We start from the raw sequence: 16,012 nt of genomic DNA, 5'->3' as shown, positions 1-16,012 counted from the left end.
TTATAACCAGTTTTTTCTTAACGTTAATTTACGGATTGAGGGGTATGATCTGATGGAAAACCAATGGTGGAAGAAAAGTGTTGTTTACCAAATTTATCTGAGAAGTTTCATGGACTCTAACGGAGACGGCGTCGGTGATTTAAAAGGGATTCAAGCAAAACTGGATTATCTGAAGGAACTCGGAGTGGATGTGATCTGGCTTTCTCCCGTTTATAAGTCGCCCAATGATGACAACGGCTACGATATAAGCGAATATTATGAGATCATGGACGAATTTGGAACTTTAGAGGATTGGGAAGAGCTTCTTGCCGAAATGCATAAAAGAGGAATCAGACTGATCATGGATCTTGTTGTCAATCATACTTCTGATCAGCATCCGTGGTTTCTTCAATCCCGCCAATCCAAAGATAACCCCTATAGGGACTATTACATTTGGAGAAAAGGGAAAGACGGAAAGGAACCAAACAACTGGGAATCCTTTTTCAGCGGTTCAACTTGGGAGTATGATGAAAACACAGAGGAATATTATCTCCATTTATTTAGCAAAAAACAGCCTGACTTGAACTGGGAAAATCCCAAAGTACGCGATGAAATATATAAGATGATGAAATGGTGGCTGGATAAAGGGATTGACGGCTTCAGAATGGATGTCATTAATTTTATTTCAAAACATGCCGATCTCCCGGATGCTCCGGCCATAAATGGACAACAATACGCTTCCCGGGACAAAATATTATGCAAACGGACCCAGTGTACACCGTTATTTACAAGAGATGCACAATAGGGTGCTTTCCAATTACAATATTATGACCGTCGGCGAAACACCTGAAGTTACTCCTGATGACGCTGCACTTTATACCGGTGAAGACCGGAATGAATTAAATATGGTTTTTCAATTTGAACATATGGACCTTGATTCGGGACCTAGCGGAAAATGGGATGTTCGGGAGTTGAATTTAATCCGGTTTAAGCAAGTGATGACGAAGTGGCAAAAAGGATTGGAAGGAAAAGGCTGGAATAGCCTCTATTTAAATAATCACGATCAGCCCCGTATGGTATCACGCTTCGGAAATGATACGAAATATCGGGTGGAATCCGCCAAGATGCTTGCAACCTGCCTCCATATGATGAAAGGAACCCCTTATATTTATCAGGGTGAAGAAATTGGCATGACCAATGTTAAATTTGAAAAAATAGATGATTACCGGGATATTGAAACCCTGAATTGGTACCGTGAAAAAATAAAAAAAGGAACTGAAGATGTTGAAACATTAATGAACCTTATCTATAAAAAGGGACGGGATAATGCCAGAACCCCAATGCAGTGGAATGACTGCAAGAATGCCGGGTTTTCCGATGGTACGCCATGGTTAGCAGTTAATCCTAATTATAAAGAAATCAATGTGGATCAAGCATTACAGGATAAAGAATCTATTTTTTATTACTACAAAGAATTGATTCGTCTGCGGAAAGAAAATCCGACTATCGTTTACGGAACCTATGATCTGTTATTGGAAGATCATGAACAAATTTACGCTTATACCCGTACATACAACGGAGAAAAGCTGCTCATTGTTCTGAATTTTTACGAAGCAGCAACAACATTTGTATTACCGGAAAAGGTGGTCTATCAATCCGTAGATTTATTAATCAGCAATTATCCGGTAGAGAATGAAGGCAGAATTGATTCTTTTATTATGCAACCCTATGAAGCTCGTGTTTATCGGCTCAAAAATTAAGAGGAGGAAGGAAAACGATCATTTTAAGTTGAATTCATTTACATCATATTTTTACGAGAAAAGATATTAACTTTATGTTTTATCAAATAGATCTCATAAAGGGAATTTGGTATATTGTATGAAAGCGACATAGGACGACTTAGCACGTAGTGCTATAGCGTCACTTGTGGCCTATGGCTACCTTCGGATGGAAGGTTGACTAAAAAACGTCACCTCCTGTGACAACGTCGACATTTGCACATCCTGTGCTTCAAAGACAGCGGACGTCGGAGCCAGAATACAATATACCAATTCCCATCAATGCATAAGAGGAGGAGTTTACCTTTGTATAAAATAAGAAATAAATTAATCCTGTTTCTTATGCTGGTCACAGTCATACCTTTTGGCACCTCTATTGCAATCACTTATTATTATACAAAGGAGTCATTAAAAGATCAGTTTATAACTGAAAATTATAAGCTGATTCATCAGGCAAAATATGATTTATCCGATTATTTTCAGAGTATTAACCAGATTCCTTTAACTCTTTATCTAAACCGTAATTTTATGAATATCCTTGAATTCGGAATAAACGATGATTTAGAGCGGTATCAGGAGCTTAAGAGAGCACTCTTTAATCTTTACAGTACCAGGGATGATATAAAACAAATCTATCTTTATATCGATAAGAGTAAAAACGATTTAATCGTTTTCAATGATAATATTCTTAGCCGAAAAAATGAAAAGGGATTAGAAGAACACCCTTATCGAAAATTAATGGAGAGTCAATCATATTTTACCATTGAACCAACACATAAGATTAACGATTATGGATTTTTGCTGATCCCTAAAAACCCATCAATCAATGTAGTCAGCTTTCACCATAGCTTAAAACAGATACCATCTTCACAATTTCTTGGTTTTCTTTCGATTGATGTGGATTTAGAGAAAATAGAATCCATTGGAAATCGTCTTTACACATTGGGAACAGAAGATTTTTATTTAATGGATCAGACAGGACATATCGTTTACTCTTCCGATCAGTCCTTAATCGGTAAGATGAATCATGAAAAGTGGTACGATCAAATCATAACAGGACAGAAACAGCAGCAAAGCTTTGAATGGGCAGATGATCGGTTTTCCGGTGTCCTTGTTTATGATAAATTATCTGCACCTTACGACAATTGGCTTATTGTAAAGCGAATACCTTATGAGCACCTGTATAAAAGGGCGCGTGAAATCGCTGTCATGAATATCCTCATCGGTCTGTTGTTTCTAGGTATCGTTGTCTTAGCCACTTTGTTTATCTCATTTAGAATTACTTCTCCGATTAATATTTTAATCAATACGATTAAAAAGATCGAATCCGGAAGATTGGAGACCGATTTTGATTCATTGGGCAATGATGAGTTTGGTTTGCTGGGGAAACATTTTAAATCGATGGTTGAGAGAATTAATCATTTAATTGATCAAGAATACCGATTAGAAATTGAAAATAAAATAAATCAGCTGAAAGCCTTGCAATCTCAAATCAACCCGCATTTTTTATATAACTCGCTACAATCTATCGGAACCTTAGCTTTAAAAAATCAAGGTGCTCAGGTATATTCCCTAATAACTTCTCTCTCGCAAATCATGAGATATGGAATGAATATTGAGGAAAATTTGGTTCCGCTTCATAGGGAAATCGGATATGCTGAGTCCTATCTTGTACTCCAAAAGCAGCGCTTTGATGAAAAATTTGATTATTACATCGATATTGATCAAGCACTTTATACGACACTAGTTCCAAAAATGATCTTTCAACCCTTATTGGAGAATTACTTCAAGCACGGATTTGACTACAGCAAAATAGTTGGAAGGTTAAATATTATTTGTAAAGTATTAAATGATCAACAATTTCAGATTGTGATTGAGGATAACGGTAAGGGAATTCTAGTAGAGAAACTTCATATGCTTCAATCCATGATAGAGACAGATAACGGATTTGAGAGAATCGAGGGTGAAAGCATAGGCCTGAAAAATGTTTACCAAAGACTTAAGCTATACTACGGAAATCAAGCGAGTATAAAAATTTACAATCTTCAAGACAGTGGTTTTGGCATAGAATTGATAATACCGATAGCTTTTGAGAGGGTGATTCATTGAAAGCCATAATTATTGATGATGAAGCACATGTACGCGAAGCAGTTCAATTATTAGCCAGATGGAAGCAGCTTGGAATTGACAGTATATTTGAAGCCGGTGACGGAGAAGAAGCCATGGAGCTCATTATAAAGCATCGTCCTGAGATTATTATTACCGATATGATGATGCCAAAAAAAGATGGGGTTGCTCTTTTGCAATGGATTCAAGAGCAAGGCTTTAAGAGCAAGATTATTGTGATCAGCGGATTTGATGATTATCAATTGATGCGAACCGCGATTCACTACAGCAGTTATGATTATATTTTAAAGCCGATTGACGAAAAAATATTAAATCAAACCTTAGGGAATGCTGTAAATGATTGGCATCAAGATGAACATGAACGTAAGATTAAACTTAAAAACAGCATGGATTTAAATGAAGCAAAACATATCTATTTGGATCATTTATTTACTCACCTGCTTGGAGAATCTTCTTCTAATCATTCTTATATGTATAAAAAAGTAAATGAGGAATTTAAACTTGACAGCCAAACGGAATGCCAAGCAGTGATTGTTTACCTGAATACCCGTGCTAAAGAAAAATATCACGGAAATATGGATTTGTTTTATTTTTCTCTGCTTAATATTTTTAATGAATACTTACGGAAAAATGATATAGGAATTGCCTTTCGCAATCTAAATAAAGAAAGTGAAATTATTCTGCTGGTATGGAAGAATTTAGACCGTTTTGAAGATGTCATCAAAAAAATATATCGAGCCGTATTGGATACTTTAAAATTATCATGTATCTTCGCTATGGGGACCAGTGTTGAATTCTCCAATTTACACCGATCCTATAAAGCTGCATTACATGTTTTAAACAAAGTGAATCTAATCCGCATAAACGGGATGCTGCCCATTTTCAATGAGAATGATGTATCTGCCGGAAAAATCATACACCTTCTTGATTATTCTAAAGAAATCGGTCTTGCAATGTATAGCGGCAATGAAAAACACATGTTAGATATTTTAAATGAAATATTTACGACATTAGAAACCAACCAACATCTATCTTTGGAACAATTAGAAATTTGGGAGAGAGAATATCAAATCCTTAAGAACCAATGGTTAGATGAAATCGAGATAAAGTCAAGTGACTTTCGGGATGAAAGAATTATTTTTTGGGATGAGCGCGGAAGTATAGCTATAGAAAAATTCAAGGAAGAAAAACGCAAACAGTTTATTGCATTATTTTCTGTTTATCATAAAGAAAAGGTGAAAAAAGAAAGTAATATCATCTATGAAATCAAACAGTTTCTAGAAAATAATTACCAAACAGATATTAAACTTCACCATATTTCAGAACGTTTTTTTCTTAGCCGTGAATATATTTCCCGCAAATTTAAACAAGAATACAATGAGAATATCACTGATTATATGGTAAAGATTCGAATGGACAAAGCAAAAGAATTACTCACCTACTCCAATCTACCTATCCGTGAAATTGCCAGTCTGGTTGGTTACCAGGATGAAAAATATTTCAGTAAGGTTTTTAAAAAATATACAGGGTTTACGCCAAACGATTATAGAAAAAGCAAAATAATCAAAAACCCCCTAAAAATTTAGGGGGTTCTACATATTTTAGCTATTATAAATGTTTGCTAATGGTTGCCATTAATTGTTCTTTTGGTTGAAAACCTACAATTTTTTCTACTGGTTTACCATTTTGGAATAACAATAATGTTGGGATTCCCATAATGCCATATTTTGCAGCAGAGGATGGGTTATCATCAACATTTAATTTCGCAATGGTAAGCTTATTTCCAATTTCCTGATCAATTTCTTCTAATACAGGTGCGATCATTTTACATGGGCCACACCATGGTGCCCAGAAATCTACAAGCACTATGCCTGTGCTTTCTACATCAGTTGCAAAAGATTGATCAGTTACATGAACAATTGCCATTTTAAAAATCCTCCTTCTTCCTCAAAAAAGAAATCTTCTAATAATGAGATACAGTATACAGTATATCATGTCAGAACCAAAATATCCAATACCCAAAAAATCAAAGAAGAAACTAATACTTAAGTTCCTGGGCTTCGATCAGGATCATCGGGTGACAATATCTTTGGCCTTTTATTTTTATAAGGCATGGGTGAGCGAACTAACACATCTAATAATGCCTTTCCATTAAAGGGAATAAGTGGCCAAAGATAAGGTGTATCTAGAGACTTGGAAAAAACTAATAAAAGGAACCATAGTACGATACCAATAATGAAACCAACAGTTCCAAATAAATAAATGATGATCAACAAACCAATTCGGACGACCCGGTTCGCCAAACTCAATTCATAACTTGGTGTTGCAAAGGTTCCGATTCCTGCAATTGATATATAAAGGATCACTTCTTTTGTAAAGAGTCCTACATCAACAGCCATTTGCCCAATCACGATTGCTGCAATTAAGCCCATCGCCGTTGCCAACGCTGAAGGGGTATGTACGGCTGCCATTCTTAAAATATCTAGTCCCAATTCGGCAATCATAAACTGCCAGAAAATTGAAATTTCCCCAACCTTATTTGGTTCAATAAATTGTAATTCTTTTGGTAAAAGAGAAGGATTATTAACCACTAGGTACCATAAAGGTAACAAAAACACAGAAACGACCATTGCAAAAAAACGAACCCATCTTAAATAAGCACCCAAAATCGGCTTTTGTCGATACTCTTCTGCATGTTGCACATGATGGAATAGAGTAGTTGGAGTAATCATGACACTTGGCGATGTATCGACATAAATCAAGACATGCCCTTCTAATAAATGAACTGTAGCTACGTCAGGTCTTTCTGTATATCTCACCATAGGGTAGGGATTCCAATGATTTTTAAACAAATATTCTTCTAAGGTTTTTTCTGCCATAGGAAGACCGTCGATCTCAATGTTAGAAAGCTTTTCTTTAATCAGTTCTACTAAATCTGGATTGGCCACATCTTCTAAGTAAGCAATTGCCATATCCGTTTTTGAACGTTCTCCTATTTGCATATATTCCATTCTTAAAGAGGGATCTCGTAATCGCCTTCTGGTCAATGCTGTATTGAAAATTAACGTTTCCACAAAACCATCTCTCGATCCTCTTACCACTCGTTCAATATCTGGTTCTTCTGGTCCTCTTGCAGGATATGTTCTAGCATCTATTAAAATGGCTTTTTCTTCTCCTTCAACTAGTAAAGCTAACGGCCCAGATAAAACCTGAGTTACAATTTTTTTCACATCATCTGTTAATTCAACTTCTAAATAACCAATATGTTGTTCTAATAATTTTTTCACGGTATTAGGAACGAGTTTTTCGTGTTCAAGTTTACCTAAATATTGCATGATTCGGTTCATAATGTCATCCTTGGCAAAGCCATCGACAAAGTATAGAGCAAAATCTAAGCCAGCATAATGAAGTTCTCGATGAATGACATCGAAGCTTTTTCCAACTCCAAGGATTTCATTGATTAACTTTACATTTTCATCTAGATGCTTCGTTAATTTTTTCCCTTCCAATTGGTTAACTGCCACGTATTTTCACTCTCCTTCAAGCTCATACCCCTTCACTGCCAACGTTTTCATAAAAAACCATGTTAAAATAGGTAAGCTACCCGTTACTAATAGAAGGAAACGCAAACTCTTTTCACCCACTGTTGCTATTAAAAAAATAAATATCAAAACACTAAACATTCTACCTAGGTTAAGCCCAATTTCTCTAATTACGATATACTCATCCCTTAGATTAGCCGAATCTTCATTTATTCCAATTAAATCAAAAACAACCGATGTTAGCGGGATAAAATATAAAGGGGCAAAAATACTTGTACCAATTCCATAAATTAAAAGCGTGGTATAATTTGTATCTAAAAACATAGGTATCACAGCCACAGACATCATGATTGAACCAATCAGCATTGAATGATTCCTCCATGTTTTTTTTAACCATTTTCCAACCAAAAAATAAGTAACCAGTGATACTCCTGAAATGACCATTGAATAGGTACCTAAAGAAAACTCATTTTTCGTATAGATATAAACCAATAAACCAATCAGAAAGGTAATTACACCTTCTCGACCACCCTGTGCCATCATCGCCAAAAAGACATGGCTCCAAGCTTTTTGATGTAGGGTTTGCTTGATGACTTGTTTTAATCGGTACTGACCAATCGATTTTCTTTTATAAAAAAAGAAACTAACGATTACCGCTAATAAAAAAACTAAAAGAGAGATAAAAAAAATGGTTTTATAGCCTGTAACACCCTTTTGGTGGGATAAAAACCAACCAGAAAGAAATGGGGCAATCATACCACCAACAGAAGTAAATAGTCCATTCATTCCATTAAAAATATCCCTGTTATCAGGATCAGTAATTTCAAAATATAGAAGGTTAAAAGAAAACCAATAGAATCCTTGGCCGATTCCGATCAAGAGTCCTACAAGGATATAATGATTGGCCGCTTTATCTCCTAATAGAAGCACCACTAGAAAAAAGACCGATAACATGCCAACACCCAATCGTAACAAGAAAATTCGATCCATGGTTTTTGCCATTTTCCCTGCAAGAATGAAGGTAATCATCATCCCAGTAAAATGAAAAAAGTTAAACCAGCCAATGACAAAATAATTTTTTACTATTTTCCACAGATATACATTCACGAAAGTATTGGATAAAGCCACAGCAATGGTAAATAAGGTGCTGACTAAAAGTAGTAACTTTGCATCTTTATTTAACAATGACATCACTCCATAAAAATCCTCCTATTACTATTCCCAAAAGCACAAAAAAACATTGCTGGTTAAACGTACCAACAATGTTTTTTAAACGAATATCAACAGGCTCCCCAAAGGGAATCATTATGATAAATAGAAAACGCAAGAATAATCGCAATAGCTACAATTTTCCCTCCTATTGCCATCGCTACAGATAGATTCCCATTTTTTATTTCTTGCCAATCATCATATTTGGTAACTACTTCAAAGATGGCTAAAAAGATGATAATGGAGACGACTGCTAGAATAAAATAAGCAGCAGTTAATACGTACATATTCTCCCAAACTGACAAATCAAACACCTCTTCCTTTTTATTTTTCTACAGAGTATGCTTTCATTCAAATTTACTTTAATTCCACTACGGTTACGCCTGATCCACCTTCACCAAATTGACCCATTCTCGTTTGTTTTACATGGGGATGCTTTCGCAAAAAATCTTGAATTCCTGTTCTTAATGCACCGGTACCTTTCCCATGAATAATGGATACTTGGCCATATCCAGCGATAAACGCCTCATCTAGATAACGATCAATCTCCATGATGGCATCTTCTACCGTGCTTCCCCGTAAATCCAGCTCCGGCTTAACAAAATCAGTATTTCTTTTAATCCCTGTCATCACCACTTCTTTACTTTCTTTACTTTTTTCTGTGATAAGAACAAGGTCTGATTTGTTTATTTTCATTTTTAAGATTCCAATTTGTACCAGATATTCATTTTCATCTATTTTTTCTACTACGATTCCTTTTTGACCAAAGCTTTGAACTTTTACTTCATCACCTGGTTCAATGATTTGATTTTTATTCGTCTTAATCATTTTCGATTTTTTTACTTCTGGTATCGTTTCTTCTAAGCGTTTTTTCATATCAATCAGGCGATGTTCTTTGATTCCTGCTTGTTCTTCTTTAGCCATTTTCCTTAATTCAAAAATCACTTCATCTGCTTCTCTTCTAGCCTTTTTCACTATTTCTTCTGCATCATGTTTAGCTTTTTGTAAAAGCTTCATCCTTTCTTCCTCAAGTCTTTCAACCTGTTTATCTAATTTAAGCCGTAGTTCTTCTACTTCTATTCTTAATTTTTCAGCTTCCAATCGCTCAAGCTCAGCCGTTTTTTTATTCACCTCAAGCGATGCAATCATTGATTCAACTTGGAGATTATCCTCACTGATTTGTCCTTTTGCAAAGTCGATAATCTCTTCAGATAATCCTAGTCGTTTTGCAATCGCAAAAGCATTACTTCGACCAGGAACACCAATGAGTAGTCGATAGGTTGGCCTTAAGGTCTGTACATCAAATTCCACGCTAGCATTCATCACATCTTTAGAGTTGTATGCATATGCTTTTAATTCACTATAATGGGTTGTTGCCACCACCCTAGCATTGATGCTACGGATTTTTTCAAGAATAGCAATCGCTAAAGCGGCACCTTCTGTTGGATCTGTTCCTGCACCTAATTCATCAAGTAAAATGAGGCTTCCTTTATCCATATGGTTTAGAATTTTAATGATATTGGTTAAATGCCCTGAAAAGGTACTCAAACTTTGCTCAATACTTTGCTCATCGCCAATATCAGCAAATACAGAAGAAAATACTGCAATTTCACTTCCCTCTTCTGCAGGGATGTGTAGCCCAGACATCGCCATTAAAGTTAATAAGCCAATGGTTTTTAATGTAACCGTTTTTCCACCCGTATTCGGCCCGGTAATGACAATCGCTCGGTAATCCTTACCTAACTGTACATCGATTGGGACCACTTGATCTGCTGGGATCAATGGATGTCTTGCTTTTTTAAAGTTGAGAAAACCATTTTGGTTTAATTTAGGTTGGATGGCCTTCATTTCTTTTGCAAGCTCAGCTTTTGCCTGAATAAAGTCAAGCTGACCAAGATGCAGAATATTGATTTCCAAGGAATCTGCTACATTGCGAACTTCATCACTTAACATTTTTAGAATCCGTTCGATCTCTTTTTCTTCTTTTAATAGCTGTTCTTTTAATTGGTTGTTAATTTGGACAACAACTTCAGGCTCAATAAAGAGTGTAGCTCCTGAAGCAGACTGGTCATGTACGATCCCACCAAAAACAGAGCGATATTCTTGTTTTACGGGAATGACATAACGGGAATTGCGAATCGTTACAATATTTTCTTGAAGCATTTTTTGATAACTAGCATTACGTAAAATCTGTTCTAATTTTTCCTTTACCCTACCCTCAAACATTCGAATTTGTTGCCTTATTGTTCTTAACTCAGGACTAGCCGAATCTACAACTTCTCCATACTCGTTGATACAAGCGTTAATTTTATCTTCAAGAAAGCCTAATTCAGTGATTTGTTCTGAATGAGAGAGGAGAATCGGAAGAGAAGTATCTTCTGTTAATTTGGAGATGAAACGTTTTATTTTTCTCCCTGCATAAACCGTACTAGCTACTTCTAATAATTGTTCAGTTGTTAGATCTCCACCAATTTTTGCTCTTCTAATCGAAACGCGAATATCTCTAACACCGCCAAAAGAAATTCCACCCTTTAGCCGAATGGCATCCATTGCTTCCTTTGTCTCTTGTTGAGCAACTTCAACCATCTGAAAATCGTTATTAGGTGTTAGTCCTTCGGCCCATTCCTTTCCCATGGTCGTTGAAGCTTTTTTTATTAACATCTCTATCACTTTAGGGAATTCTAATGTTCTTAATCCCCGGATATCCACAAATATGTCCTCCTTCAGCAATTTAAAAAATTTATAATATCATATACAAGTTATTATACCATTGTAGGTTATAAAATCATGTGAAATGGAAATGATAATAAGAGATAAAATTTTTTCTATATGGAATATGGAGGTAATGAATCATGACAATTTTAAGACACATTGTCCGTTTTGTTGTTGCTGCATTTGTTTTGATGTTTGTTGGCTTCCTTGTCCCTAACTTTGCTGTTAATGGGTTTTGGAATGCCTTATTAGCTGCTTTAGTGATCGCAGTATTAGGTTGGGTGATTGAAGCATTCTTCGGTAAAGATGTTTCACCTTATAGTCGAGGAGTCGTTGGATTTCTGGTTAGTGCTTTAGTCATTTATCTTACCCAGTTCTTTATTCCAGGCGTTCGAGTTACGATTCTGGGTGCTTTAATCGCAGCACTAGTCATTGGAATTATCGATTTGTTTGTTCCTATCAAGGCCAAATTTACTGGCAAAGATCGAGACTAAATTACAAAAATTTACATCATATGAAATAAGAATTTGGGACATTCTATTCACTGTGGGAAAGTGAGGTGATTAGAATGACCATTGGAACTCAATTACAACAAGCCATTGCAAGTGCTCAAAGTGTTTCCGCAAGTCTAAAAACATTTGCACTAGAAACACAAGATCAACAAGCAAAACAAATGTTTAACCAGTTGGCTCAGAATATGGATAATACAATCTCTGCACTACAAGCTCGTCTAAATTATGTATCAACTGAAGAGCCACAATATAAACAACAGTAAAGAAAACCCCATAGGGGAATGCTTAATGAGATAAAGCCCGTTTTATACAGCGGGCTTTATCTTATTTACCATTATGTTTTTTTCTTTCACTCATTACGTTTTTTTCTTAGCAAACCTATTCCGCCAATTAAGGCGATGATTAAGAAAAACCATTGTTCCACTGTTAAGCCAAAATATAGTTGCATAGAGACATCAAAGATAGAAATAATTAGAAGCCCCATACCAAAAGCAACGTATAGTAGCATTAAATGGTTTTCATCTAATTTAGACCAAATTCCAAAACGAATGATTAATAAAAGTCCAAGCCAAAAGGCCTTATACCAGTTTACAGGATGGTATAGGTAGCTTGATTCACCTTCCAATGAAACTCCAAAAATAAAGCTAGTCACTTTTCCATAATCCATAATGAAAAGGTAATAAAGAAACAATGTAATCGTTAATGTAAGCCAACTTAGTTCAAAAAAATCATAAATGGGATAACGTTCCTTTTTTATTTTATAAATTAAAACGAGTGCTGATAAAATAAATGCCAGCCATAGACTAGCGGTTGAACCAGATGTCCAGATAATGATCCCTGGGTTTTGAATCACTCTTTTTAAATCAAATAAAATCCACCCGAATTTGTAGACGATCAAAAAGGAAAGAAAAAGAATCAATAGTAAGTCAGACCATTTTTCCTTCTCCCAATTTCTTTTTCGAGCTATTTTTTCGGTGATAAAAACTGCAATAAGTAACCCCGCAAACAAAATCAGCCAATTGACGGGGATTTGTAAAGGTCCCAAACTTAAAATTTGATTTGCATCCATCATTATTCTCCTATTATTTTATTGATATTTGATTCAATTTCATCGTAATTCATCGCCCCAATTTTTTTGACCTGAATCACGCCATTCTTGTCGATAAAGAAGCTAGTTGGAATACTTTCAGCTCGATAAAGCTTGGCCACTGTCTTTTTTACATCGGGATTATCATCAAATAAAATAGGCATTTCATATCCATTCGATTTCATGAAAGAAATCGCTTCTTCTCTTGAATCCTGAAATGTGAGATTCACACCTAAGAAAACCACCTGATCCCCATATTTTTCATAGGCTTCCTGGATCAATGGCATCTCTTCTTTACATGGTGGACACCAAGAGGCCCAGAAATTGATAAAAACAGGTTTTCCTTTTAACTGACTTAATGTAACCTCTTTCCCTTCTTCATTCAATAACGTAAAATCTGGAGCCGTAAATCCAGCTTCAGGCCTTGTATCTCGATTACCTGTATTCGATTGATTCATGAAAATAATCACTCCAACAACTAAGACCGCAATAGCAATACTGATCCATCCTTTTTTCACATTTAACACCTTACCTTTTCATATTTATGCTCATCTATTTATCTCTTTTATTTTTTTCAATAAACCAAGCAATTACAAATAAGATAACAAAAATGAGAAAAATAAAAAATGTTCCTCTCAGCCATAAGTTCATATGGTAAACCATCATCGTTCTTCCCATCATCATTCCCATCGAGCTAGGAGGTAGCCAGATCATTCTAAATACAAATAAGATAAATGATATACCAATAATCATCAAAAAGATGATAAGAATAGTCTCGAGGAATTTATTCATAAAACCACATCTTTTCTTTTAAATTTGATGATCATCGTTGTTCCTTTTCCTTCCACACTTTTTGCTTCAATCTGGCCACCATGTAATTGCACAATTTCCTTAACAACGTAAAGCCCTAAACCTGTCCCACCTGTCTTCCTTGCTCTTGATTTTTCTACACGGTAGAAACGTTCCCAAATTCTGGACAATTCCTTTTCTGGGACTCCTATTCCCTGATCCTCAATTTTAATGAAGATAAATTCTTTATCTCCCTCTAAAGATACTCTTATCTCTCCTTGATCCGAATACTTAATCGCATTTTCAATCAAATTATAAATCACCTGTTCCATTCGATTAGGATCAAGATAAAGCACAGGAAGATCAATCATCGGATTAAATAGAATAGAAAGTCCTTTTCCCTCAGCAACAGGTTTAAGGTTCTGGATAACTTTCTCAACTAGTTTAATGAGATTAACATATTCCTTTTTTAGTTGAAATTGTCCTGTTTGTATTTTACTCATATCGAATAAATCATTAACAAGATGTGTTACACGTTTTGCTTCTTCATTGATAATTTTTAAGTAGGTTTGCTGTTCCTGTTTATCCACTATTCGACCTTTAATTAAAATATCACTATACCCTGTTAAATAAGTTAATGGTGTGCGCAACTCATGGGAAACACTAGCTAAAAATTCATTCCTTGTATCTTCATAATATTGTAGTTGTTCACCTAACGATTGAATCGAATCAGCAAGTTGTGCTAATTCATCGTTTCCCTTCACATCTAAGTGTTGTTTGTAATCCCCTTTAGCCATTTCATTTGTTGCTTCTTTCATTTCTAGTAACGGCTTCGTCATCTTTTTAGAGAGGATGACAATCATACCTACAGCGATCAAAACAATCCCAATACTCGCTAAACTAATAAATAATTTTAATACAAAAACCATCTCTTTTAAAATGCTCGTTGGATAGTACATATAAACATATCCCAAATTTCCGTTACGAATGGGTGAGACTGTAGCAATATAATTTAATTGATCCCAGTTTTGGTTTAGCACTCGGCTTATTTTGATTGCATTTCCTAAATTTATATACTCTTTCATTTCTTTATCGGTTGGATCAGACTCAACCAAGATTTGTCCTTCTTGATTCGTGACAACAACATTTGTAATGACGTTTTGTTCCATTAATGCAACATGGGTTAACGTTGTCTCATTAAAGTTTTCCTCCAAAACTTTAGCATGATTTTCTCCACGTTTTAGCAAGTCTTGAGTAATATAATCAACAAACAAGTGAGAGAATAGCTCAAATAGTGTGAAACCAAGTAATAGTAATAAAACTAAAAAAATACTGCTAAATAATAACCCTAACTTAAAAGAAATTCCATTAAAACGTTTCAAAATCATCTTCATCATGGAGCCTTATACCCAATTCCCCACACCGTTTGAATGATTTGTTCTTCAATATTAGCTTCTTTTAACTTTTCTCGGAGGTTTTTAATATGAGAGTCCACGGTTCGATCTTCTCCCATAAAATCGATGCCCCAAACCAATTCAACTAACTGTTCACGAGAAAGTACTTTTCCTTTATGATCAATTAAAACGCGGAGTAGGTCAAATTCAGTTTGTGTCAAAGGAATAAGTTTCTCTTCAAAAAATGCATCTCTAGAAGATAAATTAAGAATGATTCCTTTATACTTTAAGACCTCATCCTCTTCCTTATTTTTCTGAGTTCTTCTAAGTAAAGCCTGAACTCGTGCAGCTAGTTCAGCTTCTTCAAATGGTTTAACTAAATAATCGTCAGCACCAGTTGTTAACCCAACGACTTTATCCTCTGTATTTCCTTTCGCCGTAAGCATTAGAATAGGAACATCAGAGATTTTGCGAATTTTCTCTAATGCTTCCCAACCATCCATCACAGGCATCATGACATCTAAAATGACTAGATCATAATCATCGTTTTTAAACACCTTTTCATAAGCTTCTTTTCCGTCACTAGCTTCATCTAGTTGATATGAATAATACTTTAAATAAAGTTGTAATAATTGTCGCATTGGTGCTTCATCATCGACGATCAAAATTTTTGCAGACATCTTATTCATCTCCTATCACATTCATTATTGACGTTTTCATCTGATTTGAAAAGAAAATTTTGCTATTCTTTATTATACCTAAAAGGGTATATCTGAATCTATTGTTTATATCATTTGAAAATATAGTTTATCAACAATCAATGAAGAAATAATGAAGAAAAAAACAAAAACTTGCTTCCAGAGCATATTGAACTGAATACAAA

General features: G+C 35.2%; 14 protein-coding genes and 1 pseudogene. 5 read left to right on the top strand and 10 right to left on the bottom strand.

From position 1 onward, the window contains the following. Window positions 1–52: 52 nt before the first annotated feature. From TEPIDINF_RS01165 to TEPIDINF_RS01155, 3 genes and pseudogenes are all read left to right on the top strand, one after another. Window positions 53–1,739, top strand: a pseudogene (locus TEPIDINF_RS01165) (glycoside hydrolase family 13 protein). Window positions 1,740–2,063: 324 nt separating this feature from the next. Further along, entirely contained in the window at window positions 2,064–3,866 is a 1,803-nt protein-coding gene (locus TEPIDINF_RS01160; protein WP_421691200.1) for a cache domain-containing sensor histidine kinase, read from the top strand. Further along, complete coding sequence (locus TEPIDINF_RS01155) at window positions 3,863–5,470, top strand: response regulator transcription factor (RefSeq protein ID WP_421691199.1); 1,608 nt, start codon at window positions 3,863–3,865, stop codon at window positions 5,468–5,470. The genes TEPIDINF_RS01160 and TEPIDINF_RS01155 overlap by 4 nt, the downstream gene beginning before the upstream one ends. A gap of 22 nt (window positions 5,471–5,492) precedes the next feature. Here TEPIDINF_RS01155 and trxA read toward each other — a convergent pair whose 3' ends face one another. The 5 genes from trxA to TEPIDINF_RS01130 form a co-directional block, all read right to left on the bottom strand. Further along, entirely contained in the window at window positions 5,493–5,810 is a 318-nt protein-coding gene (trxA, locus tag TEPIDINF_RS01150) for a thioredoxin (protein WP_421691198.1), read from the bottom strand. Between the two features lie 119 nt (window positions 5,811–5,929). Then, a complete protein-coding gene (locus TEPIDINF_RS01145; RefSeq protein ID WP_068722927.1) occupies window positions 5,930–7,408 on the bottom strand; it encodes a spore germination protein in 1,479 nt (492 codons plus the stop codon). Window positions 7,409–7,414: 6 nt separating this feature from the next. Beyond that, window positions 7,415–8,617 (bottom strand): MFS transporter, encoded by a 1,203-nt coding sequence (locus TEPIDINF_RS01140; RefSeq protein ID WP_421691197.1) that lies wholly within the window; start codon window positions 8,615–8,617, stop codon window positions 7,415–7,417. An 89-nt stretch (window positions 8,618–8,706) separates the two neighbouring features. Next, window positions 8,707–8,940 carry a DUF350 domain-containing protein gene (locus TEPIDINF_RS01135; protein ID WP_421691196.1) on the bottom strand — a complete coding sequence of 78 codons (234 nt, stop codon included), beginning with the start codon at window positions 8,938–8,940 and terminating at the stop codon, window positions 8,707–8,709. A gap of 52 nt (window positions 8,941–8,992) precedes the next feature. After that, window positions 8,993–11,344, bottom strand: coding sequence for an endonuclease MutS2 (locus TEPIDINF_RS01130; protein ID WP_421691195.1), 2,352 nt, complete (start codon window positions 11,342–11,344; stop codon window positions 8,993–8,995). 143 nt (window positions 11,345–11,487) lie between these two features. On the opposite strand from TEPIDINF_RS01130, the gene TEPIDINF_RS01125 reads away from it, so the two are divergent. Beyond that, on the top strand, window positions 11,488–11,841 hold the full coding sequence (locus TEPIDINF_RS01125; RefSeq protein WP_068722921.1) for a phage holin family protein: 354 nt from the start codon (window positions 11,488–11,490) through the stop codon (window positions 11,839–11,841). A 74-nt stretch (window positions 11,842–11,915) separates the two neighbouring features. Then, window positions 11,916–12,122 carry a DUF1657 domain-containing protein gene (locus tag TEPIDINF_RS01120; RefSeq protein ID WP_068722918.1) on the top strand — a complete coding sequence of 69 codons (207 nt, stop codon included), beginning with the start codon at window positions 11,916–11,918 and terminating at the stop codon, window positions 12,120–12,122. 86 nt (window positions 12,123–12,208) lie between these two features. On the opposite strand, the gene TEPIDINF_RS01115 is transcribed toward TEPIDINF_RS01120, so the two are convergent. From TEPIDINF_RS01115 to TEPIDINF_RS01095, 5 genes are read right to left on the bottom strand one after another with little or no spacing between them, the layout of a single operon-like run. After that, complete coding sequence (locus TEPIDINF_RS01115) at window positions 12,209–12,928, bottom strand: prolipoprotein diacylglyceryl transferase (RefSeq protein ID WP_068722916.1); 720 nt, start codon at window positions 12,926–12,928, stop codon at window positions 12,209–12,211. A gap of 2 nt (window positions 12,929–12,930) precedes the next feature. Then, a complete protein-coding gene (locus tag TEPIDINF_RS01110) occupies window positions 12,931–13,464 on the bottom strand; it encodes a TlpA family protein disulfide reductase (RefSeq protein ID WP_421691194.1) in 534 nt (177 codons plus the stop codon). A gap of 34 nt (window positions 13,465–13,498) precedes the next feature. After that, window positions 13,499–13,738, bottom strand: a complete 240-nt coding sequence (locus TEPIDINF_RS01105) for a hypothetical protein (protein ID WP_421691193.1) — start codon at window positions 13,736–13,738, stop codon at window positions 13,499–13,501. Continuing rightward, window positions 13,735–15,132, bottom strand: a complete 1,398-nt coding sequence (locus TEPIDINF_RS01100) for a HAMP domain-containing sensor histidine kinase (RefSeq protein WP_421691192.1) — start codon at window positions 15,130–15,132, stop codon at window positions 13,735–13,737. The genes TEPIDINF_RS01105 and TEPIDINF_RS01100 overlap by 4 nt, the downstream gene beginning before the upstream one ends. Beyond that, a complete protein-coding gene (locus tag TEPIDINF_RS01095) occupies window positions 15,129–15,809 on the bottom strand; it encodes a response regulator transcription factor (protein ID WP_421691191.1) in 681 nt (226 codons plus the stop codon). The genes TEPIDINF_RS01100 and TEPIDINF_RS01095 overlap by 4 nt, the downstream gene beginning before the upstream one ends. Window positions 15,810–16,012 lie beyond the last annotated feature (203 nt).

Origin of the sequence: Tepidibacillus infernus, assembly GCF_048898065.1 — a bacterium.
GTDB lineage: Bacteria > Bacillota > Bacilli > Tepidibacillales > Tepidibacillaceae > Tepidibacillus_B > Tepidibacillus_B infernus.
The sequence above is the reverse complement of the archived record's forward strand: the minus strand, read 5'-3'. Positions and strand labels throughout refer to the sequence as shown.